The organism is Arcicella lustrica (assembly GCF_034930985.1).
Lineage (GTDB): Bacteria > Bacteroidota > Bacteroidia > Cytophagales > Spirosomataceae > Arcicella > Arcicella lustrica.
In genome coordinates this window covers 150,570-176,117 of record NZ_JAYGIM010000017.1, presented here as the reverse complement: position 1 = coordinate 176,117, position 25,548 = coordinate 150,570, and the positions used below count along the sequence as shown (strand labels likewise).

General features: G+C 34.6%; 21 protein-coding genes. 9 read left to right on the top strand and 12 right to left on the bottom strand.

Annotated elements, in window-relative coordinates; all coding sequences use genetic code 11:
• Positions 1–579 precede the first annotated feature (579 nt).
• The 3 genes from VB798_RS21205 to VB798_RS21195 all read left to right on the top strand — a co-directional run bounded on the left by VB798_RS21205 (position 580) and on the right by VB798_RS21195 (position 4,578).
• The gene (locus VB798_RS21205; RefSeq protein ID WP_323689240.1) at positions 580–2,562 is read left to right on the top strand and encodes a S9 family peptidase; all 1,983 of its coding nucleotides are present in this window, start codon (positions 580–582) and stop codon (positions 2,560–2,562) included.
• Between the two features lie 123 nt (positions 2,563–2,685).
• The gene (locus tag VB798_RS21200; RefSeq protein WP_323689239.1) at positions 2,686–3,774 is read left to right on the top strand and encodes a carboxypeptidase-like regulatory domain-containing protein; all 1,089 of its coding nucleotides are present in this window, start codon (positions 2,686–2,688) and stop codon (positions 3,772–3,774) included.
• 36 nt (positions 3,775–3,810) lie between these two features.
• Positions 3,811–4,578: an SDR family NAD(P)-dependent oxidoreductase gene (locus VB798_RS21195; protein ID WP_323689238.1), complete on the top strand. Its 768-nt coding sequence runs from the start codon at positions 3,811–3,813 to the stop codon at positions 4,576–4,578.
• Positions 4,579–4,760: 182 nt separating this feature from the next.
• Here VB798_RS21195 and VB798_RS21190 read toward each other — a convergent pair whose 3' ends face one another.
• A complete protein-coding gene (locus VB798_RS21190) occupies positions 4,761–7,562 on the bottom strand; it encodes an outer membrane beta-barrel protein (RefSeq protein WP_323689237.1) in 2,802 nt (933 codons plus the stop codon).
• A gap of 299 nt (positions 7,563–7,861) precedes the next feature.
• Between VB798_RS21190 and VB798_RS21185 the strand changes: the two genes are divergently transcribed.
• Together VB798_RS21185 and VB798_RS21180 are read left to right on the top strand one after the other, a co-directional pair.
• Positions 7,862–9,085 (top strand): alpha/beta hydrolase family protein, encoded by a 1,224-nt coding sequence (locus tag VB798_RS21185; RefSeq protein WP_323689236.1) that lies wholly within the window; start codon positions 7,862–7,864, stop codon positions 9,083–9,085.
• Between the two features lie 194 nt (positions 9,086–9,279).
• Entirely contained in the window at positions 9,280–9,690 is a 411-nt protein-coding gene (locus VB798_RS21180) for a hypothetical protein (protein ID WP_184135572.1), read from the top strand.
• Positions 9,691–9,730: 40 nt separating this feature from the next.
• Here the strand turns inward: VB798_RS21180 and VB798_RS21175 are convergent, their stop codons facing one another.
• Both VB798_RS21175 and VB798_RS21170 read right to left on the bottom strand, forming a co-directional pair.
• Positions 9,731–10,636 carry a histone deacetylase family protein gene (locus tag VB798_RS21175; RefSeq protein WP_323689235.1) on the bottom strand — a complete coding sequence of 302 codons (906 nt, stop codon included), beginning with the start codon at positions 10,634–10,636 and terminating at the stop codon, positions 9,731–9,733.
• Positions 10,637–10,680: 44 nt separating this feature from the next.
• On the bottom strand, positions 10,681–11,586 hold the full coding sequence (locus VB798_RS21170) for a LysR family transcriptional regulator (protein WP_323689234.1): 906 nt from the start codon (positions 11,584–11,586) through the stop codon (positions 10,681–10,683).
• A gap of 94 nt (positions 11,587–11,680) precedes the next feature.
• On the opposite strand from VB798_RS21170, the gene VB798_RS21165 reads away from it, so the two are divergent.
• Both VB798_RS21165 and VB798_RS21160 read left to right on the top strand, forming a co-directional pair.
• The gene (locus VB798_RS21165; RefSeq protein WP_323689233.1) at positions 11,681–12,277 is read left to right on the top strand and encodes an NAD(P)H-dependent oxidoreductase; all 597 of its coding nucleotides are present in this window, start codon (positions 11,681–11,683) and stop codon (positions 12,275–12,277) included.
• Positions 12,278–12,289: 12 nt separating this feature from the next.
• Entirely contained in the window at positions 12,290–12,580 is a 291-nt protein-coding gene (locus tag VB798_RS21160) for a putative quinol monooxygenase (RefSeq protein WP_323689232.1), read from the top strand.
• A gap of 263 nt (positions 12,581–12,843) precedes the next feature.
• On the opposite strand, the gene VB798_RS21155 is transcribed toward VB798_RS21160, so the two are convergent.
• From VB798_RS21155 to VB798_RS21130, 6 genes are all read right to left on the bottom strand, one after another.
• The gene (locus VB798_RS21155; RefSeq protein ID WP_323689231.1) at positions 12,844–13,626 is read right to left on the bottom strand and encodes an L-fucose dehydrogenase; all 783 of its coding nucleotides are present in this window, start codon (positions 13,624–13,626) and stop codon (positions 12,844–12,846) included.
• Between the two features lie 41 nt (positions 13,627–13,667).
• Positions 13,668–14,495 (bottom strand): amidohydrolase family protein, encoded by an 828-nt coding sequence (locus VB798_RS21150; RefSeq protein WP_323689230.1) that lies wholly within the window; start codon positions 14,493–14,495, stop codon positions 13,668–13,670.
• A gap of 153 nt (positions 14,496–14,648) precedes the next feature.
• Positions 14,649–15,503 (bottom strand): fumarylacetoacetate hydrolase family protein, encoded by an 855-nt coding sequence (locus VB798_RS21145; RefSeq protein WP_323689229.1) that lies wholly within the window; start codon positions 15,501–15,503, stop codon positions 14,649–14,651.
• 6 nt (positions 15,504–15,509) lie between these two features.
• Positions 15,510–16,178, bottom strand: coding sequence for an SGNH/GDSL hydrolase family protein (locus VB798_RS21140; RefSeq protein ID WP_407654178.1), 669 nt, complete (start codon positions 16,176–16,178; stop codon positions 15,510–15,512).
• A 16-nt stretch (positions 16,179–16,194) separates the two neighbouring features.
• Positions 16,195–16,959, bottom strand: a complete 765-nt coding sequence (locus VB798_RS21135; protein WP_323689228.1) for an SDR family NAD(P)-dependent oxidoreductase — start codon at positions 16,957–16,959, stop codon at positions 16,195–16,197.
• Between the two features lie 222 nt (positions 16,960–17,181).
• Complete coding sequence (locus tag VB798_RS21130; RefSeq protein ID WP_323689227.1) at positions 17,182–18,858, bottom strand: amidohydrolase; 1,677 nt, start codon at positions 18,856–18,858, stop codon at positions 17,182–17,184.
• An 816-nt stretch (positions 18,859–19,674) separates the two neighbouring features.
• On the opposite strand from VB798_RS21130, the gene VB798_RS21125 reads away from it, so the two are divergent.
• Complete coding sequence (locus VB798_RS21125) at positions 19,675–20,445, top strand: TerC family protein (RefSeq protein WP_323689226.1); 771 nt, start codon at positions 19,675–19,677, stop codon at positions 20,443–20,445.
• Between the two features lie 178 nt (positions 20,446–20,623).
• On the opposite strand, the gene VB798_RS21120 is transcribed toward VB798_RS21125, so the two are convergent.
• The 3 genes from VB798_RS21120 to VB798_RS21110 form a co-directional block, all read right to left on the bottom strand.
• The gene (locus tag VB798_RS21120; protein ID WP_323689225.1) at positions 20,624–21,946 is read right to left on the bottom strand and encodes a DEAD/DEAH box helicase; all 1,323 of its coding nucleotides are present in this window, start codon (positions 21,944–21,946) and stop codon (positions 20,624–20,626) included.
• Between the two features lie 326 nt (positions 21,947–22,272).
• A complete protein-coding gene (locus tag VB798_RS21115) occupies positions 22,273–23,997 on the bottom strand; it encodes a GMC family oxidoreductase (protein WP_323689224.1) in 1,725 nt (574 codons plus the stop codon).
• Between the two features lie 54 nt (positions 23,998–24,051).
• Positions 24,052–24,600, bottom strand: coding sequence for a gluconate 2-dehydrogenase subunit 3 family protein (locus VB798_RS21110; protein ID WP_323689223.1), 549 nt, complete (start codon positions 24,598–24,600; stop codon positions 24,052–24,054).
• Positions 24,601–24,929: 329 nt separating this feature from the next.
• Here VB798_RS21110 and VB798_RS21105 point away from each other — a divergent pair, with 329 nt between their 5' ends.
• Entirely contained in the window at positions 24,930–25,466 is a 537-nt protein-coding gene (locus VB798_RS21105) for a 30S ribosomal protein S16 (protein WP_323689222.1), read from the top strand.
• The last annotated feature ends 82 nt before the right edge of the window (positions 25,467–25,548 follow it).

The window sequence follows — 25,548 nt, the reverse complement described above, 5'->3', positions numbered from 1 at the left end:
TAAAATACATTTAGAAATAAAAAATAAATGGTGTAATCTTGGTAATACAATAAAAAAAACTTGACAATCAATTCAGTTTTTAACCCCTAATACTGTCAAGCTTTTTTAGGATGAGACAATATAAACAATACTCAAGAGTATATAAACAATAACAAAGAGCATCTAAACAATACCAAAGAGCATCTAAACAATACCAAAGAGCATCTAAACAATACCAAAGAGCATCTAAGCAATACTCAAGAGTATCTAAACAATATTCAAGAGCATTTAAACAATATTCAAGAGTATATAAACAATGCTCAAGAGTCTCGAAACTAATCATTCATCATTAATACTGTACAGGTGTTTAGATTTGTCTTTAAAAACAGATTTTGTGTGCGGCAAACCCTTGCGGTTGCCGCACACAAAACGGCAACCGCAAGGGTTTGTCGCTACAAAAAATACTGTTTTGAGAAATTGCACAAAATTGAATCTTTAATACTGACCTAATTCATCATTCCTAAAATTCCCCAAAAGATTAACAAATCCTTTGGGGAATTTTCTTATCTTCGATTTCATTCAAAAATCTTCAACAACAACATGAAAAAACATTTATTATTACTCTCGCTTTCTCTCTGGGCGAGTTTCAATTTATCCGCTCAAAATCCAGCCAAACGTCCTTTAAAACCTTCTGATGTTTATCGTTTAAGAACTGTTACTGATGCCAAAATTTCTCCCGAAGGCAATTGGGTAAGTTACACACTTTCAACAATTGATTCTGCCAAAAACAAAAGAAATGCCGATGTTTACATGGTTTCTTGGGATGGCAAAGAAACCGTTCAATTAACACATACGCCTGATGGCGAATCGCAAGCTCGTTGGAGTCCAGACGGAAAATACTTGTCATTCGTTTCATCAAGAAATGGTTTAACCAGTGGTCAAATCTGGTTGATGGACAGAAGAGGTGGCGAAGCGAAACAATTGACCGACCTGAAAAAAGGTGAATTAGAAGAATACGCTTGGTCGCCAGACGGTAAAAAAATTGCGTTGGTCATTAAAGTTTCAGCAGATACTTCTAAATCAAAAGCACCCAAACCAATCGTTATCGACCGCTTTCAGTTTAAAAAAGATGTTGAAGGTTATATCACCAGAAGCTCAACGCATTTGTATTTATTTGACATTGAAACCAAAAAGATTGATACTTTAACAAAAGGAAATTTTGAAGAAGAATCACCCGTTTGGTCGCCCGATGGTTCACAGATTGCTTTTTTGAGTAATCATACAGATGACCCAGACAAAAATGCGAATTCAGATATTTTTGTGATGGATGCCAAAGCCAATTCTCCTGCAAAACAATTGACAACTTGGACGGGAAGAGATTATTCACCCGTTTGGAGTCCAGATGGCAAACAAATTGCTTACTTGAGAACCACTGCTTCGGAAGCCTACATCATGTACGACCAATCTATTTTATGTACAATTCCAAAAGATGGAGGCGAGCCAAAACTCTTGACGAAGTCTTTAGACAGACCTGTTTCTTCACATAAATGGACAAAAGATGGTGCTTCCATTCTGGCTTTAGTAGCCGACGACCGTACAAGATACATTGCACAATTCAACGCTATTGACGGAAAAATCACCAAACTCCTTGATGGCGAAAGAAGTTTTACTACGTTAGAAAGACATCCTACTGGTACTTTTTTAACGACCATGAGTAATCCGCAAACTCCTGCGGAATTATATGTTTTTGAAAACAATGCCATTAGAAGATTGACCAAACACCACGAGGCTTTCCTTACCCCTTTGGCATTAGCAAGTGTTGAAGGTTTTACGTCAAAAAGCAAAGATGGCACTTTGGTTTCAAACCTTTTGTATCGCCCTGCGAATGCTTCAAAAACGGTAAAACTTCCAACGATTTTCTTTATTCATGGCGGTCCAGTGGCACAAGATGAATACAGTTTTGATTTAAGTCGCCAAATGTTAGCTGCCGCTGGTTACAATGTGGTGGCTGTAAATTATCGTGGTTCAAATGGTAGAGGTTTGGCTTATTGCAAAGTAATTTCAGGTGATTGGGGCAACAAAGAAGTAATGGATATTTTGGGAGCAACCGATTATGTAGTAAATAATGGCATTGCTGACCCTGAAAAACTCGGCATTGGCGGTTGGAGTTATGGCGGAATCCTGACAGATTATACCATTGCAACGGATACTCGTTTTAAAGTAGCATCAAGTGGTGCAGGTGTAGCGATGATTTCGTCAATGTATGGTGCAGACCAATATATTTTACAATATGAACATGAATTAGGTGCACCATGGAAGAATTTTGATAAATATATTGCACTTTCGTATCCATTCTTGAAAGTAGAAAAAATCAAAACTCCGACACAATTTATGGTAGGTGAAAGTGATTTTAACGTGCCAGCCATCGGTAGTGAACAAATGTATCAAGCGTTCAAATCAGTAGGAATTCCAACGGAGTTGATTATTTATCCGGGGCAATTTCATGGCATTACAAATCCAAGTTTCCAAATCGACCGCTTTGAGCGTTATTTGAAATGGTTTGGAAAGTATTTGAAAAAGTAATTAACAAAACAAATAAGCCATCATCTGGGAATGTCTGTATTATTTTATACATTCATTCTCAGATTTTTTTATGTCCATTTTTTCAAACACTCATCAAAACAACCCTAAACGATAGAATACTTTATGAAAAAAATATTTTATCAATCTATTTTTTTACTGCTTTTTTGCTCCTTTGCGTCGTTTAGTCAAGTGACGATTAAAGGCAAAGTAATTGACGAAGAAAACAATAAGCCATTACCTTTTTCAACGGTTTTTGTAGTAGGCTCGTCCATTGGCACGATTACCAATGAAAATGGAGAATTCACGCTAAAAGTACCTTTCGGAACCATACAAATTGGCGCTTCATTTATTGGTTATAATACAATCAGTTCTGTTTTTGAGAGTAAACAATTGATTGATAAAACACTTACTTTCAAATTAATGCCAGTCAGCAAAGAATTACTTGAAGTAAAAATTGAAGGCAAAGTAAGCAAGCAATGGCTCAGAGATTATAAAGTTTTTAAAAGAGAATTTCTCGGAGAAAGTGAAAAAAATGAAGATTATGAAATTGAAAATCGAAATAAAATCCGACTGTTTTGGGAAGAAAACAAACTCTTTGCCAGTTGTGATGAACCACTCGTAATCATCAATCACAAACTTGGCTATAAAGTATTTAGTACTTTGAAAGAGTTTCAATACAAAACAAATGGCGATGTTTCCTATTTAGGCATTACTCGTTTTGAACCATTAAAAGCTCAAAACCAAACAGAACAAAATACTTGGGAACAAAACCGAAAAGAAGCTTATTGGGGTTCACCAAACCATTTCTTTAAATCTTTGATAAGGCATCAATTGAAAGAAAATAAGTTTTTAGTGATTAAAGATACTTTGGTTAATTACAACATGAATGATTTCTATCTAAAGTTAACAAACAAAGCTTTTCAGATAGATTTAGATAAAATGATAGAGCCAGATTCTGTCAATCATCAGTACTTTCTCAAACTTAACACTCCTATCGAAATTGTTTATGAAGGTAAAAATAACAAACAAGCCAATTATCGTTATCGCTACATGCGCTATGAACATACCAGTATAGAGCTTTCCAACAAAAATGAAGTAAAATACCTAACTTCACAAGGAGAATTATATCCTCCACAGTCCTTAAAATTTTCGGGAAGCATGGGTAATTATCGTATCGGAACGGCTTTACCTTCTGATTATGAGCCTGAATAAGAATTATTAAAATAGTACGAAACAAAACATAAGAATATGCTTGAACAACGTTTCCAAAACCAAGTAGCGATTGTAACCGGCGCAGGTATTGGCATTGGTTTTGAAATTGCAAAACAACTAGCTGAACAAGGTGCGAAAGTAATCCTAAACGATATTGATGAGGATTTGGCGGAATCTTCAGCAAAAACAATTCGTGAAAATGGAGGACTTTGTGAAGCTTTTGGTGGAGATGTTGCTGATTTAGAAAGTATTCAGCTCTTGATTCAGAAAACAATAATAAGCTTTGGCAAAATAGATATTTTAATTGCCAATGCTGGCATTACTACTTTTGGAGATTTCTGGGAATATCAACCAAAATCAATGCAAAAAATCTTACAAGTAAACTTATTCGGTACTTTTTTCTTGACACAAGCAGCAAGTAAACAAATGCTTAAACAAGGGCATGGCGGAAGTATTTTATTAACTTCTTCAGTGACGGGGCATCAAGCACATAAATATTTGGCGGCTTATGGAATGACAAAAGCGGGGATAGAACAACTAGCTAAAAATTTAGTGGTTGATCTATCCCCGCATCAAATTAATATCAATACTGTTGCTCCAGGTGCAACGCTTACCGAACGAACTTTAAGCGATGCTAATTATCTTGAAACTTGGTCGAGGATTACTCCTACTGGTCGCCCAGCTACTGTTCAAGACATTGCCAATGCTGCACTTTTCTTGGTTTCTCCACTTTCCAGACAAATCACTGGTCAAAGTATAGTTGTAGATGGTGGTTGGACTTCTGTTGGACCTTCGCCTTATTAGTTGTGAGTTGTGAGTTGTGAGTTGTGAGTTGTGAGTTGTGAGTTGTGAGTTGTGAGTTGTGAGTTGTGAGTTAAAAAATTGCTCTTCTTTAAAACAAGTTCATAAATACTCTCTTTTTTTCAACAGTTGTAGCGAATAAAATTCACAATTCATCACTCATAATTCACAACTCATAATTATTTCTAGCTTTTCCAATATTTCTTCAAATTGTAGCTAAACGTCAACATAAAATATTGTTGAAGTACATTCGATTGATTGTCTTCGATATAAGTTGTTGTTACGTTTCTTTGAATACTTGTGTTTAATTTCAATAAATCGAATACGGACAGACGAATTTCTCCTTGTTGTTTTTCAAACAATTTCTTCGCTACAGCCATGTTCCATAATGTGTAAGATTGATTGAACGAAGACGAAAGTCCAGAATTTGAATAATAAGTAGCATCAGTATTAAACACAATTCCTTTCCAGAAAATAATGTTCAAACGCAACTTTACATTTTGGTTGAAGTAATTATTGTTCAAACTGTTTGAGATGGTATTTTGAACAAAGCTAATATTTGAATTTGACGAAATCGTGAAGTCAACATTTTGGCTAATATTACTACTCAACACTAATCCAAAAGCATAACGTTGAGAATCGCTGTAGTTCAAAGCTGTGTTAATTAAACCGGGCGTTCTTGAAAAACTAGCCGTAAGATTGGTATTGATGTTTGACTTGATAGCTTTCACAGGAAAACCATAAGACATAAAACCTCTCACCGAATACTGTCCATCTAAATTAACAGGACGAGAAAGTTGAGAACCAGCTTTCAAAGTAATGTCTTTACTAATTACAGTATCTCTTGTAGCAATAAAACTGCTGTTAGTAATATTTCCTACTACAAAATTAGCACTCATCAAAGTAACAAAATTTGAAAAAGTAGTTGGGCTTGTAGCCGTATAACGTAATGAAAGTTGATGCTGATACTCCTGAGTCAACGAAGAATTCCCTGTCGATAATCTTAATGGATTGTTATTATTTACTACTTCTTGCAATTGGCTAATACTTGGTTGCTGGGTTTGTGTTTGATAATTGAAACGCACAGATTTTGCATTACCATTAATATTATAACGCATTGAAAAAGAAGGCAAAATGTTATTGAAGCTCTTATCTAAATTATAAGTTTTAGGGAAAATTTGTTCGTTCATCAAATGTGCATTTTGATAACGCACTTCGGCAGAAATATTCATATTTCTTGAAAACTGACGAAAACCTGTACCAATTCTATAATTATAATAATCGCTATTGAAAACGTTACTCAACAAAGTATCCAAACGATTGTAAGTTTGTTCTGAATCAGAAAAATTATAAGCATATTTTTCCGACTGATTTTCATTATAACCAAAACTTGTACTCAAGAAAACCGCACTTTGTTTACTGATAGGTTCTGAATAATATAAACTTGTAGAAAGCCCTAAACCATTGGCATCAGTATTTGAACGCTGGTTCAAAATTCTAGCAGATGGATTTGTTCCGTAAAAATTATTAACAGATTTCAACGAACCTTCAGCATTTCTGTCGTTATAAGTAGTCGTTACATTGAACGTCAACGAACGACCCATTTTAGCAAATCGGTGTCTGAAAAGGAGATTATTTGAAAAATTAATGGCGTTATTATTACTAGCATTTTTATTTAAAACATCATTCAAGCTACTTCCTTTCAAGCTAGTAACACCGTCATAACCAGAGTTCGCATCAGTCGTTTGAAAACTTAAATTTGGTGTCATTACTAATGAATTGTTATCATCAATTTTGTATTCTAACCTAAAATACGCACGATGATTCAAGCTTTTTGTACTTGAATTACTGTTTTCAGCATAGGTTTGTCCAGCATTTGAGCTTTGAATATATTGTTGAAAACTGTTTTCTACGATAGAATTACTTGATTGATTCAAGAAATAACTTCCTTGCAATTTCAATTTTGTTCCCCATTCATTCGAGTAATTTAAGCCAAAAGCATTAGTGGTATTATAACCCGGTTGATTATTTACCAAAAAGTTGCTAGAGTTGTCTCCTCCGCCACCAGCACCGCCACCACGGTTTCCACCTCCGCCACCACCTCTACGTGACTGCGCACTTCCGCTTGCTACTCCTGTAAGGTCTTCAGAAGAAAAGTTTTGTTGATTAATATTATTCGATTGAAACAAAACCGTTAAACGGCTACTTCCTTTAAAACGATTAATACTTGAACCTACTCGATAAGAATCGTTTGTACCAATACCAGCTGAATTTCTACCGAAAATACCATTTCTCATATCAGGACGAGTTGTAATATTTACGGTTTTAGTCGTATTACCATCATCCAATCCCGTTAGTTGTGATTGTTCACTCAATTGATCAAATACCTGAATTTTATCAATTACTTCAGCTGGAATATTTTTCATGGCTGCGGTTGCGTCTTTTCCGAAGAAAAGCTTTCCATCAATCATTACTTGTTTTATTTCTTCCCCTTGAATTTGCATTTTGCCATTTTCAACAACAGCACCCGGCAATTTTTCAATTAATTCATCAGCATTAGCGTCAGGATTTACTTTGTAAGCTCTTGCGTTGAATTGCAAAGTATCTTTTTTCTGAATTACCCCAGCTACTTGCCCAACTACTTTTACTTCGTTGAGGGTCTGACTATCTTCAATCAATAGCATTGTGCCTAGAGCGATACTTGGCTCGTCTGCAACCGTAATATTTTGTCTGAGTTCTTTATATCCTAAGAAGCTTACACGGATAGAATAATTTCCTTTTCTTACTTGAGCAAATTGAAATTTTCCTAAATCGTTGGTAGGAATGGTTCTTTTACGGGTAGAATCTGCAAGATTAACAAGTGATACATAAGCACTTTTCAAAGTTTTTTGGGTAGCCATCTCTCTAATTTCTCCGCTAATTACTGTTTGAGCATAGAATTTCGTACAAGATAGGATTAGGGCTAAGAGGATAAATAATTTTTTCATAGCGAAAGTTTGTTTTTATTTTAACACAAATTTAAAAAAACGTAGTCGAAGCACTCAGATTTGAGACAAGCACGAATAATTGTGCGACTTATCTCTAATTAATTTCTTTTATGGTAAATTTGAATTTGTAAGGATTGTTTATCTTTGATAATTCATATAAATGCCTTAGATTCTGTCCAATGATAATGGTTTAATGATAAAATTTATTTTTTTTGAATCCCTTAAACAAATACCAAATTTTGGACCTCATTTCTTAAATAATTAATTGTCTTCATCGTTAGTAAACCAAAAACAACAAAATGAATAAACCTCAACAACACAAAATAGTATTATATTTCTTAATGACTTGTCTAGGCATTTGGTTTGCAAGTTGTAAGAATAAAATCAGTGACCCAGACCCAATCCCAAGTAATCAGTACTTAGTAAGTAGCACGCTGATTGGTACTTATTCAAAAGATGTACTAAAAACCAGAACTGATGTGCTAACGGGCGGAATCAACGACCCACTTGTAGCAATATTCATTAGCGGTTTGTTGAAATATGACATCAAAGCCTATAAAATTATTTACAAAACCAAAAATACAGACGGCACTGAAATTCAAGCTTCGGGTGCTTTAATTGTACCACAAACTACTGAGGCGATACCGTTAATCAGCCAGCAACACGGAACGATTCGTTCTGATAACGATGCTCCATCAAACTATGGAACAAGTAGCGAATCTTATACAATTGCTTCCCTTTTCGCTTCAAATGGTTACATTATTGCCTGTCCAGATTATATTGGCTACGGAGCTTCAAAAAGTATTGTTCATCCTTATGAACATCGTGAAAGTTTAGCACAAGCAAGTTTGGATATGATTCGTGCTTCTAAAGAATTTATTACGACTGAAAAACTAAACTGGAGTAAAAAATTGATGATTACGGGCTACTCTCAAGGAGGTTTTGCAACGATGTCTTTACAAAAGAAAATTGAAGAACAATTCCCAACTGAATTCAATTTAGTGGCTTCTTCTTGTGGTGCTGGCGCTTATAATAAAACGGCTTTCATGAAGTATTTGATTAATGAAACTACTCATGCGATTCCAGAGTACAATCAACTTTATATTTGGGTAGTACAAACTTATAACCGTATTTACGGACTCAACAGAGCGATGAATACTTATTTCAAGGAACCTTATGCTACAGATATTCAAAACAATGGTAATAATGCAAATGTACCTGTAAGTTTCAATCTTGCTTTTGCTGATGCTTTCAAAAAGAATATCAATGATGGAACAGATACTCAATTTTTAAACGCCGTGAAAGACAATGACGTTTTTGACTGGGCTCCAAAAACAGAGACACAATTGTATCATGGCAATGCTGATCAACAAGTATTTTATCTGAATTCATCTACAGCCGTTACTGCCATGAAAGCAAAAGGTGGCAATGTTACTTTAATCACAAAGGCTGGTGGAACACATGGCTCAACTTTACAAGATTATGCCATCGGAACTTTCAACTTTTTCAATGGTAAAAAATAAAAAGCGTTAAATCTAAGTAAAATGATTAGATAGCATCAGTAAACTAAAGTCGTTATTACTTGAATTGAAGTGCTAAATATTAATACTTAAAATTCATAATTCATAAATAATAATTCATAACTCTTGTTAGGCTATTGAAAATTTGAATTATTGTTTATAATTTTATCAAAACCATTAAAATCCCTTAAAAATCAATGCAACTTTCGCTAATTTCTGAAATGCCCGAATTAGAGAAGAAAATCTTCTTGGACATTTACGCTAAGGTGTACTTTGATACTCGTCGTAACCGTCCGAGATTAAAAACCATTGATGGACAAGCTATTCCCTGCGACCTAAAAATTGGTTGCCCAACAAAAATTATCGCTGATTTCCCAGAAGGAACTATTTATAAACTAGACGCCCGTTTGATACAAAAGAATGGTCGTCAACCGTATTTCCTGACCATCAATAAAAAGAAAGTGCAGCGAGCCATAGAGTTTTTTGAACATAATTTACAGATTCAAAAAGGCTTAAAAACAGAATGCAAAACTAAGAAAGTAACTTTTGAAAAAGTAAAAAAAGACAAAAAAACAGATACTTTCAAAGACGATATTTCTATTTTTTAAAGATAAAAAGGCTGGTAAGAAGATTTCTTATCAGCCTTTTTCATTCAAAAAACATCTTTTGAGCCAACCTAAAAGTATTACAGTGAGCCTCTACTATGTCAATTATTTTAGGAGAATATCCTCCTCCCATTGATACAACTATTGATAATTTATTTTCGATAGCTTGTTCAAATACAAATTCATCCCTTCGATAACATCCTTCTTTCGACACACTCAATTTCCCTAATTTATCGGTTTCTAAAATATCAACACCCGAAATATAAAAGAGAAAATCAGGTTTCTGCTCTTTGATTAATTTAGGTAATGTTTCGAAAAGAATATTCAAATACTCTTCATCTTTAGTATAAGTTTTCAGCTCAATATCTAAATCAGATTGTTCTTTATGCAATGGATAATTCTCTTTTCCGTGCATTGAAAAAGTAAAAACAGCTGAATTGTTTTTAAAAATTTCTGCCGTTCCATTTCCCTGATGAACATCCAAATCAATGATTAGTATTTTTGTGGCTAAATGATTTTCCAGTAAATAATTTGCCGCTACCCCCACATCGTTCAATAAACAAAAACCTTCTCCTTTGTCGGAATAAGCATGATGTGTTCCGCCAGCTACATTCATAGAAATACCATTTTCTAAAGCAAAATGACAACAATCTATCGTTCCCTGAGTAATAATCGTTTCTCTTAAAATCAATTGCTCTGATAAGGGAAAGCCGATTTTTCGAATCATTTTAGGTTCAAGCCTCAAGTACTTCAAATCTTCCCAATATGCTTTTGTATGCGTTGTTAAAATCCATTGTTCAGTAACAGGTTCGGGCGTAAAGAAATTATCCTTATTGCAAGTACCTTCATACAAAAGTTGCTCAGGAATAAGCTCATATTTTAACATAGGGAAACGATGTCCTTCTGGCAATGGATGTTGATATATTGGAGAATAAGCAATTTTTAACATAAAATAACTTTAACTTTCAGATGTTTCTATAGATTCTAACTTACTTAGTTAATTCCCTTCATTTTACTCGCTATATTTTCTTTAATCAAAGCTATTTCCTTATCATAAATTGTCTTTTTACGATGAGCAAAATGGATAGTGTTTTTTAAAATACTTTTCCCTTCCCAGATTAACTGAATATTTCCTTTATCAATTTCATTCTGACATAAAAAATCTGGAATAATTGCCAAACCTTGTCCTTGTGCTAAACACCGAATAATAGAATTCAAATTTGGAACAATATAATTCGGACGAAAATCTGGATACTTATTAAAATTCAATTGCCAAAAATGCCTCAGGTGTTCCATATCGCCCGTTGTTCCATACCATTTTTGACTTTTAAGCCATTTTTCTAGCATTTCGTCATCGTTGGTCGCTAGTACTTTATTGAAGGCTTCTAAATCTGTTTCGTTTCCACCGACCATAATGATTTTTTCAGCAGAAAAAGGAAAGTATTCGATACCTTCTTTTTCTAATACTTGTGGCGTAACGATTAAATCAATAATACCTTTTTCTAGGTTTTCAATCATCAAAGGATATTCTCCAAACTGAAGAATGATATTAAAATCAAAGCTTGGAATAAATTCCTCTAAAGCATTTTGAAAGGCTTCAAAACACATTCCTAAGCTAATGGTTGGGGTGTGTTTTTCAGTACTTTTCTGAAAATTCTTCTCGGCTTCTTCTAATTTACTCAAAGCTTCCATGGTAAAATTATAGAGTACTTTGCCTCTTTCAGTCGGAATCATTTTACGCCCCGTTCTATCAAATAATTTATAGCCTACATAATGTTCCAGCGAACTTAAATGTAAGCTTACTCCAGGTTGCGAAATAAATAATTGCTCTGCTGCTTTGGTCAAAGTTCCTGTTTGATACACTACTTTGAAAGTTCGATACCATTCTAAGTTTACCATTTGCTATTATTTTAATGATACTTTCCTATAAATCATCTTATTTTTATAATACATATTCGCCTTCTACTTTTGTTCCATCAATAACAAAGAAATCATGACAACAAAAATTTTTATCATTAATGGCGGACAAAAGTTCGGTCATTCTGGCGGAAGATTCAATGAAACAATTTTCCAAGAAAGTATTAGTTTTTTCAATCAACATGCTGATTTCGAAGTAAAAACTACGAACATCAACGAAGAATATAACCCTAAAGAAGAAGTTGAAAAATATGTTTGGGCAGATGTAATTATTTATCATACGCCCATTTGGTGGTTTCAATTACCACATGATTTGAAAAAGTATATTGACGTTGTATTTACTGAAGGTTATAACAAGGGTATTTATCATAGTGATGGACGTTCATCAGCGAACCCTGCTATCAATTATGGTACGGGAGGAATGTTAAAAAACACAAAGTATATGCTGACGACTTCGTGGAATGCACCTAAAGAAGCGTTTACTTTACCGAATGAATTTTTCATGGAAAGAAGTGTAGATGATGGTCCATTATTTGGTTTTCACAGAATGAATGCTTTTACAGGAATGAAGCCACTTGAGAGTTTTCATTTTCACGATGTAGAGAAAAATAGTAATATTGCAAGAGATATGAATCTGTATCAAGAACATCTCCGTAAAACGTTTTTAAACTAACATCCTTTCAAAATGAATATTTACCTGACGGCTATCGTAAAAAGCAAACCTGAACATGTTGAAAAAGTAAAAGCTATTTTAACAGACTTAGTAACTGAATCCAGAAAAGAAACAGCTTGTATTCAATATGATTTGCACCAATCTATCAATGAATCAAATCTGTTTACTTTTCACGAAATTTGGGAAAGTATGGCAGGTTTAGAAAACCACAATCAGCAAGCTTATATTGGTAGTTTCGTTGCTCAATTCGATGAATTATTGGAAGAACCAGTAACGGTTTATCAAGCAGAGAAAATAGCTTAGAGAATAAACAAGAATCATCCAGTATTAAAAAATCAAAAAGCGGTCGAAAAGCTAATTTCGACCGCTTTTTTGTGATTGATGAGCAATGAATTCCTACTGTTTGAGCGAAGCGAGTTTAGGAATTCTTGATTTTCTTTTGTTACTTTTCTTTCATCAAGGAAAGAAAAGTAAGGACGAGAACAAATCCAAGAACATCTAAATTTCTCTTTTTAGAGGAAAAATTTAGGTTTACTCATATTGACCAACAAGAAAAATTAAAAACCCTACAACAAAGCTCTATCCAAATGCGTGTAACCGCCATCTACATAAATTAATTGTCCAGTTGTGTGGCTTGAACGTTTTGACATTAAAAACACTACCATATTGGCAATCTCTTCTGAAGTAGTCATGCGTTTTCCTAATGGAATTTTGTCTGTAATTTTCGCTAACGTTTCTTCTGGATTTGGTAAAGTTTTAATCCAACGGTCATACAATGGTGTATAACATTCCGCCACAATTACCGCATTGACACGTATGCCATAAGGTAATAATTCAACTGCCCATTCACGAGTAAGGGCATTTCTTCCACCGTTTGAAGCCGCATAAGCAGAAGTTCCACCTTGTCCAGTTTCAGCCGTTTTAGAACCAATGTTTACAATTGCTCCTTTTGATTCTTTCAAATAAGGTAAAGCATGATGCACCAATAAGTAGTAGTGAATCAAATTGCTGTGTAATGATGCTACAAAACGTTCATAATTTCCGCTTTCTAAACCTACGCCATCGTTTACACCAGCATTGTTCACAATTCCATCAATTCTGCCAAATTTAGCCACTACTTCATCAATGGCTTTTTTACATTCTTCTGGTTGAGATAATTCTGCTACGAACGACCACGCTTGTCCGCCCGCTGCCTGAATTTTCTCAATTGCTTTTTGATTATCAGCGTCATTTCTGCCTACAATTGCTACATAAGCTCCTTCAGTAGCTAATACGCCAGAAATGCCTTCGCCAATTCCTTTTGCACCGCCCGAAACGATAATTACTTTTTCTTTAAGTCCTAAGTTCATGTTAAAAGATTTACCAGAGTTTTATTTGGCTCTGGTAAGGTTTAAATATTATAAAATTTGAGTGCATTAGCACCCATGACCTTTTTCTTTTCTAAACTAGAAAAAGCAGAAAAATACTCATTGACAATCCCTAATTGTTCTTCATATTGCGCTGCAACTAAACAAACTGGCCAATCGGAACCGTACATGATACGCTCTGTGCCAAAGGCTTTTACAACAGTATCTAAATAAATTTTAAAATCAGATACTTTCCAATCTTTCCATTCACCTTCGGTAACCATGCCTGATAATTTGCAATATACATTTTGATGTAAAGCTAATTTCTTAATATTGGTTTGCCATGCTGCATACTCCCCAGACTTAATATCTGGTTTGGCAATATGGTCTAACACAAATTTTTGATTGGGAAAGAACTTAGCTAATTGAATGGCTTGCTCTAATTGATAATGATAAATTAGAATATCATAAGTAAAATCAAAAGCGCCTAAAGCGGTAATTCCCGCTTTAAATTTTGGTCTCAACATAAACTCAGTATCTGCTTCACCTTGAACAATGTGCCTAAAACCTTTTACTATTTTATGTTCAGCATATTGTTCTAAAGTATCGTCAACATCAACTGCCAATAAATCTACCCAACCCACTACTGCTTTAATAAAATCGTTTTTATTAGCTAAATCAATCAAAAAATCTGTTTCAGCCAATGTTTGGTCTGCTTGTACTGCTACACAACCCGAAATATTATTTTCTTGTAAAATTGGAGCTAAATCACTTGGCAAAAAGTCTCGTTGAATAACTTTCATTTCTTCCGAAATCCAATCATGTCTTTGTGCGTCATACTGCCAAAAATGTTGATGTGAATCTATCGTCATAAGATTTGTTTTTTATTTAAAATTAAAATAGTTTGAAAACTTGAAAAGAGGTAAGCTTTAATTACCTAAAGATAAAACACAAAGCTCGAAACTCCTTTGCATTCTCTCCATTTTCAAATTTTCAAACTACATAACTTATTTTTAAATAAAAAATTATGCTTTCCAGTTTTTAGCGGTTTGCTTTTGTGTTCCTAAACCTTCGATTCCTAGTTCAACAACATCGCCTTCTTTCAAGAAAACTGGAGGATTAAACCCTAAACCTACTCCCGGAGGTGTTCCTGTTGAAATCACATCACCCGGCAATAAAGTCATGAATTGACTCAAGTATGAAACTAAAGCTGGTACTTTAAAAATCAATTGGTCAGTATTACTGTTTTGAACTGTTTTACCGTTTACACTCAACCACATATTTAAATCATTCTCATCTTCAATTTCTTCTGTAGTTGCTAGGAATGGACCAAGTGGAGCGAATGAATCACAACCTTTTCCTTTACTCCAGTTCCCTCCTCTTTCAATTTGGAATTCTCTTTCAGAAACATCGTTGTGTAAACAATATCCTGCTACATAATTCATAGCATCAGCTTCGTCAACATATTGTGCTTTTTTGCCAATTACTAAGGCTAATTCTACTTCCCAGTCAGTTTTTACAGAATTTTTAGGAATGATGATGTCATCATTTGGTCCAGAAAGTGCAGTCGTCGCCTTGAAGAAAATAATTGGTTCTGCTGGAATGGCTGCACCAGTTTCACGAGCGTGATCTGCGAAGTTCAAACCAATACAAACAATTTTTGAAGGACGAGGCACACAAGAAGCGATGCGTACTCCTGCTGGAATTTCTTCTAATTCATTTTGTTTTTCTACTAACAATAAACTTAGTTTATCTAAGCCATCATTTTCAAAAAAAACTTCGTTATAATCTTGAATGTATGCAGAAACATCTAACCATTTCTCTTCTAAGATTACACCAGGTTTTTCATTACCTACTTCTCCAAATCTAAATAATTTCATAACAATTTATTTTGTAATTAAAGGGAATAATTTATCGGCAACAAATTGATTTCCAAGCTCGTTTAAATGAACTCTATCAGTTGTTAAAATGCCTTTATCTTTGTTTTCTGGATTATTATTCAAATTGTGTCCAAGAAATTCTTTTCTTAAATCACAAAGTGGAAGATTATTCTTCGTTGCCAAATTTCTGATAAAATTACTGTACTGATTCATATCTCCATCCTGTTGATTACTGAAATCAGTTTTTTCGCCAATGGTTGCTGGAGTACATAAAATCAATTTCGCTCCACTTGCTTGAATCTTATTGATTAATGCTTGATAGAATCTGATAAATTTATCGGGGTCTGTTCCCGTTCCTGAAGTTGCTTTATGCCAAACATCGTTTACACCCACGTAAATTACTACTAAATCTGGCTTTTTGCTCAATACGTCATCTTCTAAACGTAAGTATAAATCATAAACTTTATTGCCTCCGATACCTGCACCAATCAATTCATAATTGGCTTTGTCTCCTTTTTTGTCTATCATTTCTTGCAGTTTAGTGATATAACCATTGGGCTGTACGCCTGCTTGCGTGATAGAATCTCCAAAGAAAATGATTTTTTTAGGTTTTTCTTGTTGAATAAAAGAGGTCATCGACCAGAATAATACCGATAATAGCAATAGTTTTTTCATGAGTATTGTTTAAAATTTAGTTATTCAATCTAATAAATCCTCCATCAATCGGATAATCACAACCTGTTACAAAACCTGCTTCGTCAGAACATAAATATAATGCTAGAAAAGCGATTTCTTCTGGTTTAGCCATTCTACCAATTGGTTGTGAAGCCGAAAGTTTTTCGAACATTTCTTCGATATTATTCGGATAATTCTTCGCTAAAAAGCCATCTACAAAAGGTGTATGTACTCTGGCTGGTGAAATACAATTACAACGAATGTTATCTTTTAAGTAATCTTTGGCGATAGATAATGTCATGGTTAAAATTGCTCCTTTCGACATTGAATAGGCAAAACGGTCTGCAATGCCAACTGATGAAGCTACCGAAGCCATGTTTAAAATAACGCCTCCTTTTACTTCTTTCATCATCGGAACGGCTGCGTATAAACAATTGTAAGCGCCTTTAACATTTACGCTGAAAATTCTATCAAAATCTTCTTCTGAAGTTTTTTCAAGATTACCAACGTGAGCAATTCCTGCATTATTAATCAGAATATCTACACGACCAATAGTTGCAAATACTGTTTTTACGGCATCTTGATTGGTTACATTACAAGCATAAGCATTGGCTTTGCCTCCTTCTGAACGAATCTCTGCTACTGTATCTTGTGCGGCAGCTTCATTGAGTTCAAGAATATTTACTTCTGCTCCTTGTTTGGCAAATAATAATGAGATTGCACGACCAATTCCCGAACCTCCACCTGTTATTACGACTGACTTGTTAGTTAATGAAAACATTGTTTATGATTTTTTCTTGATTGTTTGGCTTCTTCTAATGAAAAAAAGTAATCAGAATGTATAAGTAGTTTATTACGGAAACATACCCTAAATTTTTCTAATAATTATTGATAAACACAAAAAAAGACGACTATATCAGTCGTCTTTTTATCGAATCAAGCAATTTCTATTGTTTACGCAATCTAAATTCTTTGTGATGATAATACGCTATTTGTTTTGCTTTTAATTACCTCCACTCTTTCCAGTAGTTGTACTTCCTTCTGTTGGAGTTATCTTTCGAACAGTTGGATAAGTAATTCCTAATTGTTCCATATAGCTTTTATATTTAGTAGGGTCGTAATATACTTTCTTCATTTCAGGTCTAAACTTCGCCATAATTTGCTGATTCAAATTGATAGCGGGCTTATCCGTCGGCGAAATCAACGATTCATATTTTACATCCTTGGTTTGTTCGTTTTTATAATAATCCCAAGCTTTTGTAATCAAATCTGGTTTCACCAACATATCTAATAAAGTAAGTGCTTCTACTTTTGCTCCAGCGGTTACTCCTTTGTGTGCAATAGGTGTTGCCATCGAAATAGCATTAGCCCAGTGATGCCCCGGTAAACCCGGAATATTAGAAGGATAGCGCAACACCACCGTAGGAAGATTCCAAGAAATATCAGCGATGTCATCTGAACCTCCGCCCATACTTACCAAAACAGGCTCGATAGTTGTATCTATTTTCATGGCTAATCCCTTTTTCTCTGGCGATTTCAATTCTGCTTGCAATGAAGTTGCTAACAGTTGGTCTTCTTCCGACCATTTTGGTAAACCTACTCTTTTGATATGTTCAAAAACATTCTCTGCAATGGGTTTATTGAAATGTCCGGGCCAAGCGCTTCCTAGTACTTCGTAAGACATCGTCGTTCCCGTCATCATCGTTGCTCCTTTGGCGATAGCAACACCAGATTCGTATAATTCTTTGATTTTCGGATAGGTTCTTTCACGGAAATAATACCAAACAGATGCTTTAGATGGCACAACATTGGGCTGGTCGCCACCATCAACAATAACATAATGCGAGCGTTGCGATGGATACAAATGTTCTCTTTTAAAATTCCAGCCGATATTCATTAATTCAACGGCATCCAAAGCACTTTTGCCTCTCCAAGGTGCGCCTGCCGCATGGGCAGCTTCGCCTTCAAAATTAAATTTTACGGATACTAGTCCATTCCCTCCATTGTCACCCCATTGAACGCCCAAATTATTGGCAACGTGTGTAAAAATACAGGCATCAATATTTTTAAAGTGACCATCACGTACAAAAATTGCTTTAGTTCCAACTAATTCCTCCGCTACACCCGGCCAAAGTACAAGTGTCCCAGCTATCTTCTCACGCTCCATGATTTTTTTAATCACCAAAGCTGCCGTAATATTAAGCGCTTGTCCAGAATTATGTCCTTCTCCATGTCCCGGTGCGCCTTCAATAATTGGGTCATGGTAGGCTACACCCGGTTTTTGTGATGCTTTCGGGATACAATCAATATCAGAACCTAAAGCGATAACAGGTTTGCCACTTCCCCATTTAGCAATCCACGCTGTTGGAATACCTGAAACACCTTTTTCAATGGTAAAACCTTCTTTTTCGAGAATGTTGGTAATATAATTAGAAGTTTCATATTCTTGGAAACCCAGTTCGCCAAAACTAAAAATCATATCGACCATTTGCTGAGAAAAGACTTGCTTTTTGTCTATTTCTTCTAAAATTTCTTTACGGAGCTTTTCTAATTTCTTGGCATCAATTAAAGTAATTTCAGTACTGACAGTCGATGCTTTTTTAGATTGAGCAAAAATGATTGGTTGACATAGCCAAAAAAGAAGCATTAGGTTGAATAATGCGTAAAAGTTTTTTTTCATGTTGATGAATAATTAAAGATAGTTTGGTTTGAAGATGAATGTTTACAGACAGCTTTACTAAATTTAATAATTTTCAATGATTATTTTGATATAGAAATGTTAAAAATGCTATCATTAGAGGGTTTTTGCTTAGCATTATTTTACTTTTAGTAGATTTTACCTATTCTAGTTTTCAGTATATTGCATTTTAAGAAAGCCTCTGTAAAATCACGACATCAATTAAGTTGAATACTCTTTTAATTTCCTATTGCTTAGCTGCTAATCCTTAATTCTTTAATACTTATCTTCATTTCTTTGTTGTTGTTAGGGCTTTCTTCATTGTTGTTGGCTATTTCTAAACTATCAGCTCTCATTTCTTTATTACAGTTGGCTGTTTCTCAACTATCAGTATTTATTTCTTCATTGTAATAGGCTATTTCTCAACTGTCAGTATTCGTTTCTTCATTGTAATGTGTTGTTTCTCAACTGTCAGCATTCGTTTCTTTAATGTAATTGGCTATTTCTCAACTGTCAGCAATCATTTCTTCATTGTAATATATTGTTTCTCAGATGTCAGCACTCGTTTATTTAGTGTAAGATGCTGTTTCTCAAATGTAAGTATCTATTTCTTCATTGTAAGATGTTGTTTCTCAAATGTAAGCATTTGTTTCATAATTGTAATTGGCTGTTTCTTAACTGACAATATTTGATTATCAAAAGCTTTTAAAATCCATTTACAATCCTATTAAACCAATCAAATTAATATTCTTGCTTGCCTTATCTTTTAGGCATCAAAGTTTGTAACTTTGGGAATCTTTTGAACACAAAACAATATTTATGGATTTTTTGCATCAAATTTTTGGTAATGATTTAGGCGCAGCGGCCTTGGTAGTGGGGAATTTAATTCTGATTGAAAGTCTTCTTTCCGTTGATAATGCAGCAGTTTTGGCAACAATGGTCATGGATTTGTCTCCAGAAAAAAGAAAGAAAGCGCTGAAATATGGTATTATTGGTGCATATTTTTTTAGAGGTCTTTGTCTTTTATTTGCGTCGTACTTAGTACAAGTTTGGTGGTTGAAACCAATTGGTGGATTATATTTATTATTCCTTACTTATGATTACTTCAAAAAAGAAGCAACACCACAACAAGATGATGACTTATTAGACAAGAAAAGTAATTGGCTTTACCGTGTTACTTTAGGAGCATTAGGACCATTTTGGGCTACCGTTTTTTTAGTGGAAGTAATGGATTTAGCTTTTTCTATTGATAACGTTTTTGCGGCAGTAGCTTTCACAGATAATATTTATTTGATTTGCATTGGGGTGTTTATCGGCATTTTAGCGATGCGATTCGTAGCACAAGCTTTTGTGAAATTAATGGAAAAGTATCCTTTTTTGGAAACAGCAGCCTTTTTAGTAATCGGTGTATTGGGTTTAAAGCTGACTTTATCTTTACTCACGCATTTTCTACCAGAAAATCCAATTGCTAAATTCATGGAAAGCGAAGAAGCTGATGCTTATGTATCTATGCTAACCGTTGGGATTTTTGCTATTCCGTTGCTTACTTCTTATTTCTTTAATTACCCGCATCATAGCAAGAAGAAATAGTTTTATTCATAAAAAAGGTGCTTTTACTACCGACATTACGTTCCTAACTGAACTATAGTCAAACAAAAAAAGCGGTCGAAAAACTAATTTCGACCGCTTTTTTGTTTTTATACTCAATCAGTTAAACTATATCCGATAGACAGCTTATAATTTTTCGTTCACAATTCATCACTCTTACTTACTCTCTCTTTTTGTAAGCTCTTCCGTACTTCTTTTTCATTTCTTCGGCATGGTTTCTTCTTACATTTACCTTTTTATTCTTTTCAGATTTCTCATGAAAAGCTGGACCTACATCTTCACGTTTGGTTGCTTTCACTTGAATCGTTTTCATTACTACTCTTTCTATTTCCTCAGGTAAAATTTTAGTTGAAAGCGTTAAATCTTCTGGTAAATCAAGCATTGGAATTTGGTAATTCATCAAATTCTCAATTTCAGAAAGATATTCTTTCTCTTTTTCTACCACAAATGAAATTGCAATGCCTTTTCTTTCTTTTCTACCCGTTCTACCAATTCTATGAATATAGTTTTGTGGTGTTTCTGGCAAATCAAAATTGATAACGTGGGTTACTTCTGCTACGTCCAATCCTCTTGCAATAATATCAGTAGCAATTAAGACTCTGCATTCGCCAGATTGGAATTTGATTACACTATCAAAACGATGTTTTTGTGCTTTATTCGAGTGAATCACGCCTATTGATTCACTTTGTTCTGGATTCATCTGTTCGAACAATACATCTGCTAAATGTTTGGTAGAAACAAAAACCAATACTTTACTCATCGTTTCATCTTTCTCTAATAATAAATTCAAGAAATTAACCTTTGAATAAAAGTTCGGTACTTCATAATAAGACTGACTGATGTTTTCTAAAGGCGTGCCAACGGGAGTTGCCTCTACTCTTACTGGACTATTGAAATAATCTTCAATTAGTTGTTCTACTTCTTCATTAAGCGTAGCAGAGAAAAGTAAATTTTGTCTTCTTTGAGGTAATCTTCCAAAAACAACTTTCAATTGCGCTCTGAAACCAAGATTTAACATTTCATCAAATTCATCAATAACTAATTTTTTGACAGATTTTCCAGTAAATGCACCTACTGATATTAAATCGACCAATCTTCCGGGTGTTGCTACTAAAATATCAGCACCTTCCAATAATTCTGCAACTTGTAATTTCGTATTTACGCCACCATATACACCCAGAACTTTGTAGCTCATATAAGTAAGAAGTTTTTGGGCTTCTTCTACAATTTGCACTACCAATTCACGAGTTGGAACGATAATAACTAATTGTGGGTCTTTTTCTTTTGAAAATTTCAACTGACGAAGACAAGGTAATAAATAAGCATACGTTTTTCCTGTTCCAGTTTGTGCAATTCCACAGACATCTTTACCAGACATCACTACCGAAAAAACTTTTTCTTGGATAGCTGTTGGGGAAGTAAAGCCCAAATCGTTGAGGGCGTTAAGTAATTGTTTATTAAGATTTAATTCTTCGAAAGTCATGACCGTAATTTGATTATTATCACAAAGGTAGGTTGAAACTTCCTGAAAGATAAATTAATAGGCAATTATCATTGGATTGTTGCCCGCTTTAGGCATTAGGCTTTATGCTTTTACAGTAAATAATTCATAAAACAATTTTATATTATTCCAAGAAGCATTCATGAAACAAAGGGTATTCTATGTGAATTAAAATTTTCAATTCACAACTCATCACTCACAACTCTTACTTATTAAACAGAAAGTCCCCAATTAATTAAAATTGAGGACTTTCTGTTTACTATTATGTATTTTCTGAAATCCAAAATTCGACATCAGAAATCCAACATCTATTTTAAATCACCTTTTTTCAAAGCATCAACTGCATAAGCAGCTGCTCTTGCTGTTAAAGCCATATAAGTAAGTGAAGGGTTTACACATGAAGCCGATGTCATCGCTGCGCCATCTGTTACAAATACATTGTCAGCACCCCAAACTTGATTATTTTTGTTCAACACAGAGTTTTTCGCATCAGTACCCATACGAGCAGTTCCCATTTCGTGAATACCAATTCCTAAGTGTTTAGATTGGTCATCATAAGCAACAATATTTTTCAAACCTGCTTTTTCTAACATTTCTGCGGCATCGTTTTTCATATCGACACGCATTTTTAGTTCGTTGTCGCCATAAGCTGCATCAAACACTAATAATGGCATTCCCCACTTATCTTTTTGAGTTGGGTCAAGCGTCATTCTGTTTTCAGGATTTGGAATTACTTCACCAAAACCACCAATATTAAATGTCCATTTACCTGGATAACTTAAAGCATCTTTAAAGTCAGCACCAACACCTTCTTGTCCAGCACCACGACCAAAGTCTTCACGAGAACCACCACCTTGATAACCGAATCCACGTAAATAATCACGTTTGTCAGTTCCCCAGTTACGGTATCTTGGAATATAAATACCATTTGCACGACGACCATAGTAATAGTCATCCTCCAAACCTTCAAATTCACCTCTTGCACCAACCGCTAAATGGTGGTCCATAATGTTACGACCTAATTGATCAGATTCATTACCTAAACCATTCGGATGACGTTGAGATTTTGAGTTCAACATAATTCCTGTACTTCCAAAAGCAGAAGCATTCAAGAAAATGATTTTTGCAAAATATTCAATTGATTGTAAAGTATTTTGGTCAACAATTCTTACACCAACAGCTTTACCCAATTTATCATCATAAATTACTTCTTGAACAATAGCATCAGGACGAAGTGTTAAATTTCCAGTTTTTACTGCTGCTGGTAAAGTTGAAGATTGAGTAGAGAAGTATCCGCCGTAAGGACAGCCCATCATACAACGGTTACGGAACTGGCATTGCGAACGACCTAAATCATACGCAATTTTAGATTCACCCGTTAAGTGAGCAGTACGCCCCATGATGAAATGACGTGAAGAAAATTCCTTTTCAATTCTTTTCTTCAATTCTTTTTCCAAAGCGTTCATGTTCATTGCTGGCAAATAATGGTCGCCATGCGGTAAAACATCAATACCATCTTTATTACCACTGATACCAGCAAATTTCTCAACGTGGTCATACCAAGGAGCTAAATCTTTGTAACGAATTGGCCAGTCTGTACCAATACCTTCTTTGGCATTTGCTTCAAAATCAATTTCGTTCAAACGATATGATTGACGCCCCCACATCAAAGAGCGACCACCAACATGGTATCCACGAATCCAGTCGATTGGTTTTTTCTCAACAATTGGGTTTTCCTTATCGTTTTCAAACATGTCTCTCCAAGGTTCATTTACGGTATAACCAGTACGGACACCGATATAATGTTCTTCAGCAGATTTGTTATCTACACGACCACGATGTTCAAATTCCCAAGGAGCTTTAGTAGCATTCGGGTAATCTTGAATATGTTTAATATCACGCCCTCTTTCAAGCATGATTACTTTTAAACCTCTTTCACATAATTCTTTGGCAGCCCAACCGCCTGATATTCCTGAGCCAACAACAATGGCATCATAGGTATTTGCTTTATTTCCTGTTCCTGTAATTTCCACTTTCGTATTGATTTGAAATTGAATGAATAAATATTTGACTTCTTTCGAAAACAATTAGCTCATAGCCCAAGCTTTTTGTCCTTTTTGTAATTTGATTGGTTCATACTTACCCGGCACTTCTAAAAACGCTAAAGCTTTGGTAGCTCCAGGTTCAGAGGTAAAGTATCCCAAAATTGTCAAATCTTTCATTGTTTTCCAGAATTCAGAGCGCTCCTTCGCCGAATCTTCTGCTTTAATCAAAGCCAGTTTTTGCGCTGGTGTCGATTTAGAAAATTCTGTATTATTAGCCTTTTTAGCGTCTTCATCCAATTTAGTTAAGCCCTCAAAGAAAGCTTTTTGCTGATCTTCTTTGTAGCAATCCTTCAACATCATCTGGATAAACTCAGGCACTTTTGCATCTATTGCACCAGGCGTTTGAGTGCGAGGTAAAATAATATCAGCAATTTCAGCAATCATTGCACTTTGCTCAGGCGAAAAACTAACACCTGTAGCCACCGATGAACTGCCTGATTTACAGCCTTCTAAAACTGTTGCCAAAGTACCAGCAGATAGAATTCCTCCCATCGTTAAGGCCATTCTGGCAATTGCGTCTCTTCTTTTCATGTATTTATTTAAGTTTTGTTTATATTCATCTGAACGTAAAATTACATTTATATTGCAAAAATTTGCATTATTTTTCGCTAAAGTACTTTTTGTTAACCATGTAAATCAGTGCAGGAATAATTCAAAGCAATTGTTTAATGATAGAATGTTTTTCAACTGAGTAAATATTAATTATGCTTAGTTAACCTCAAATTGTATTCTTTTTATGTTATTGTAAAATATTTTATCATTCTAGCATTGTTAAATCCTTAATTTTAACTATCTTTGCACTCCAATTTACAAATACCATAACCGAAGGACGGGTTCCTTCACTAAAACGTAAATAAAAAATGGCTGTTAAAATTAGATTAGCACGTCGTGGACGTAAAAAATTAGCGATGTATGACATCGTTATTGCTGACGCAAGAGCTCCACGTGACGGTAAATTCATTGAGAAAATCGGAACGTACAATCCAAACACAAACCCTGCTTCAATCAATTTGAATGAAGAAAGTGCTTTGAAATGGGTTTTAAACGGTGCTCAACCAACAGATACTACTCGTGCAATTTTGTCATATAAAGGTATATTGTTGAAAAAACACTTGCAAGTGGGTGTTAACAAAGGTGCTATCTCTCAAGATATTGCTGATTCTAAATTCAATGACTGGAAAACTAGCAAAGATTTAAAAATCTCTGGTAAAGCTGATGGTCTTGATGCAAGCAAAGCTGCTGATAAAGCTGCTCGTTTAGCAAGAGAAGTAGAAATCAATGCTGCTCGTGCTGCTGCAATTGCTAAGAAAAACACTGTAGAAGAAGAAGTTGTTGCAGAAGAAACTGAAGCTCCAGCAGCTGAAGGTGAAGAAGCTACTACAGAATCTGCTGAGTAATTTTCTCAAAGAAATTTCTTTAAAAATGATACAAAACTCTTTTAATAAGCTGTTTTGTATCATTTTTTATTTGTACACATTG